The following is a 3,533-nucleotide window of genomic DNA, read 5'->3' on the forward strand; positions in this document are numbered from 1 at the left end:
AATTACACGCACCACGCCACTTGGCGCTCGCTGCGCGAGCTTCGGCTGGGCAGGCCCAACGCTAGAACGAGCGAAGGCTGTCCCGCCGTAGCCTTGGCGAAGGCGGACTTGCTCCGACGTTTTTCCCGCTATTGCCAGACTTTCGCTGCGCGAGCCCGCTCAGGAACATTTTATGGCAGTAAGGCAAATTGCGCGCTATAATTGCACCATGACCTATGTCTACATTCTCAGATCCGAGTGTGGCCAGCATTTCTATACCGGAATGACCACGGACCTTGAGGCGCGCCTTGAGCGTCATAATGCCGGGCAGGTCAGGCACACGGCCAAGTTCCGGCCCTGGCGGATCCAGACCCATATCGGATTTGATGACTCCGCCCGGGCTCTGGCATTCGAGCGCTACCTGAAAACCGGCTCGGGCCGCGCTTTTGCGCGCCGGCATTTGTGAACGTGCTGATCTGGCGGGGCATCGCTGCTGGCTCGGCTCATGGCTTTGTCCTAGGGTGAACTGCGGTGTGACAGTCGGCGGAGGGCGATATGCGGCGGCGCTTGCGGGCGAGATCGGGACGGGGCGGGGCGAAGCCGACGCGGATGGCGTGGACGACCACGGTCGTGATCCTGACCGCCGCTTTCCTCTGGTATATCCAGCACCTTTTCTCGACCAACAGCCTTGGCTGCGAGGCAGTCATCGCCTGGTGGTTTGAGGGCGACCGGTTCCAGCCGGGTTTGCTGCAGGTGAGCAGCCTGTTCGTCATGACCCTCGCGCTCTGGCTGTATGTTGACATAATCAGGCCGAAACCCGAGCGGGTTCCCGCGGGCATTCGCGTGGTTCAGACCGTTCTGGTCACTGTCATGGTCATGACGAGCGTGTTGCAGTGGGGCTCTTTCAGGCCGCAGTCCGATGAGGGTCGCATCTATGCCGATGCGCTGTCGGAAGCCTCCGGTTGGCCGCTGGCCAGAGCGTTCCTGCCTTTCGCTCAGGGTGGGTATGAGGTTCTGGTTGAGGTGCCCGTTGAAGGGCTGGATGGATCGCTGGTTGCCGCGGCACGGGCGGCGCAGGAGGCCTATGAGCAGGAATTCCCGGCCTTCACCTATCCCTATGAATATGGGCGCGCGGGCGGGCGCTATAACGGGCGGCTGGAGTGCACCGCACGCCGTGAGGTGACCGTGGCGTGGGACCGGGTCTATGAGGCGTATTTTCGGGCACTCGAGGCTGAGGCCGCACAGGACCGGGAGGCGATGCTTTGGAAGGCGTCATCTGGAGCGGGTGACTGATGCCGCCGTGAGGCACCCCGCGCCACCACCCATCCGGCCTCACCCGGAAATCACATCCTCGCCGGCGGTGCGCTCCGTATCCTCGGCGTCCTCGGCCTCGGCTTCGGCCATCTGGCCGCGCAATTGGCGGTCCCATTCCTCGCTGATCTCCTTGACCTTGGCGACATAGGGCGCGTTGAGGTGGGGCGGGGTGTCGAGGCGGTAGAGGCCGGCCAGTACGGGCATTGAGGCGCGGTCCAGGCGTTCAAATTCGTCGGAGATTCGCGCCGCCTGCCGCGGGTTGAGGCCGAGCGCCTGCAATGCTGAGCGGCCGGCGCGAATCGAACTGTCATAGGTTTCGCGCACAATGTCGCGGCAGCCGGCGGCCCATAGCTCATAGACATGATCGCGGTCGATCGCGCGGGCCAGGACGTGCAGGTCGGGATAGGTGTGCAGGGCATAGCGCACCAGCTCGGTGATCTTCGCCTTGTCGTCGATGGCGATGACCAGCAGCTTGGCCTCGGCGATGCCGGCCGCCTGCAGCAGGTCGGGCCGGGTGGCGTCGCCGAAATGGACCTGGAAGCCGAAGGTGCGCAGGGCCTCGAGATGCTCGGAGCTGTAATCGATCACGGTTGTCGCATGGCCGGCCGACGAGAGCATGCGGTTGATGATGCCGCCAAAGCGGCCATGCCCGGCAATGATGATCTTGCCATCGGGTTCGATTGGATCATCGGGCCGTGTCGAACGGGCGAGATAATGCGGCATGACCACCTTGTCGAGCAGGATGAAAAGCGCCGGAGTGAGCAGCATGGAGAGCGCCACGATCAGCGAGATCGGCGCGGCCAGGGCGTCGGGAATGACGCCATTGGCGGTGGTGAAGGCGAGCAGGACGAAGGCGAATTCCCCCGCCTGGGCGAGCCCGAGGGCGAACAGCCAGCGATCGGCCCCCTGCAGCTTGAAAATGCGAGCCAGCACCCACAGCACGCCGGCTTTCAGCGCGATCAGCCCGGCGACAGCGCCGAGAATGGCGGCAGGATTGGCTGCCAGCAGCGCGAAATTGATCCCGGCGCCGACGGTCATGAAGAACAGGCCGAGCAGGAGGCCGCGGAAAGGGTCGATATCGGATTCCAGCTCGTGACGGTATTCGCTATTGGCCAGCACCACACCGGCGAGGAATGTGCCCAGCGCCGGCGACAGGCCGACCAGCGTCATCAGCAGGGCGATGCCGATCACGATCATCAGGGCCGCGGCGGTGAAGAGTTCGCGCATCTTCGCCCTGGCGATATAGCGAAAAATCGGCCGCGTCAGATAGGCACCGATCCCGATGACGGCGCCGATCGCGGCCAGGGTGACGAGGGCACGCTGCCAGCCGCCCAGCCCGTCGACGAGATTGAGATCAAAGCCGGCGCTCTCCCCATGGACGGCGGCCGCTTCGGCGGCATGGCCGCCGGCGAACAGATCGGGCAGGGCCAGCAGCGGGATGATTGCCAGCATCGGGATGACGGCAATGTCCTGGAAGAGCAGAACCGAAAAACTGGCGCGTCCGCCATCGCTGCGCGCGAGGCCTTTTTCGTTGAGGGTTTGCAGCACAATGGCCGTCGAGGAGAGCGATAGCACCATGCCGATGGTCAGGGCGGTCTGCCAGGGCTGGCCGAATGCCATCGCGATACCCGTTACCCCGGCCACCGTGCCGAGCACCTGCAACCCGCCAAGCCCGAGCAGGCGGGCGCGCATCTCCCACAGGAGTTTGGGTTCCAGTTCCAGCCCGACCAGGAAGAGCATCATCACGACGCCGAATTCGGCGAAATGCTGGATCGAGACCAGATCGACGCCGAGCGCTCCGATCAACGGGCCCAGGGCAATACCGGCAATCAAATAGCCCAGTACCGAGCCCAGCCCGAGCCGCGAGGCGATCGGTACCGCGATCACCCCGGCAATCAGGAAGGTGAAAGCGAGCAGCAAAAATCCGGTCATGATATCCCCGTGGCAGCCTGGCGCGTGCTGGCGGGCACACTAGCGGCAAGCAGCGATGCGGTCACGGTGATTGATCCGGGAGGCCGCCGCAGCGGTGGCGGCATTCGCTGTGCAATTGGTGCTGCACTGAGTCTCGACGCCCGCACCCGAAACCGCTAAACGGTTCAGTTCTGGCGCGGGTATAGCACAATGGTAGTGCAGCAGCCTTCCAAGCTGAGGATGCCGGTTCGATCCCGACTACCCGCTCCAGCCTTCGCTCGCTGCGCGAGCTTCGGCTGGGCAGGCCCAACGCCAGAGCGAGCGAAGGC

At 64.4% G+C, this 3,533-nt stretch carries 3 protein-coding genes and 1 tRNA gene; 3 read left to right on the forward strand and 1 reads right to left on the reverse strand.

The annotated features are described in order from the left end of the window. The first annotated feature begins 208 nt into the window (after nt 1-208). Nucleotides 209-445, forward strand: coding sequence for a GIY-YIG nuclease family protein (locus BLT42_RS14845; protein WP_091771953.1), 237 nt, complete (start codon nt 209-211; stop codon nt 443-445). 143 nt (nt 446-588) lie between these two features. Next, nucleotides 589-1,272 carry a hypothetical protein gene (locus BLT42_RS14850; RefSeq protein WP_091771954.1) on the forward strand — a complete coding sequence of 228 codons (684 nt, stop codon included), beginning with the start codon at nt 589-591 and terminating at the stop codon, nt 1,270-1,272. 39 nt (nt 1,273-1,311) lie between these two features. Here the strand turns inward: BLT42_RS14850 and BLT42_RS14855 are convergent, their stop codons facing one another. Then, nucleotides 1,312-3,225 carry a cation:proton antiporter domain-containing protein gene (locus BLT42_RS14855; RefSeq protein WP_091771955.1) on the reverse strand — a complete coding sequence of 638 codons (1,914 nt, stop codon included), beginning with the start codon at nt 3,223-3,225 and terminating at the stop codon, nt 1,312-1,314. A gap of 175 nt (nt 3,226-3,400) precedes the next feature. On the opposite strand from BLT42_RS14855, the gene BLT42_RS14860 reads away from it, so the two are divergent. Next, nucleotides 3,401-3,474: transfer RNA gene (locus BLT42_RS14860), tRNA-Gly, on the forward strand. Nucleotides 3,475-3,533: the final 59 nt, after the last annotated feature.

Source organism: Maricaulis salignorans (assembly GCF_900103475.1).
GTDB classification, from domain to species: domain Bacteria; phylum Pseudomonadota; class Alphaproteobacteria; order Caulobacterales; family Maricaulaceae; genus Maricaulis; species Maricaulis salignorans.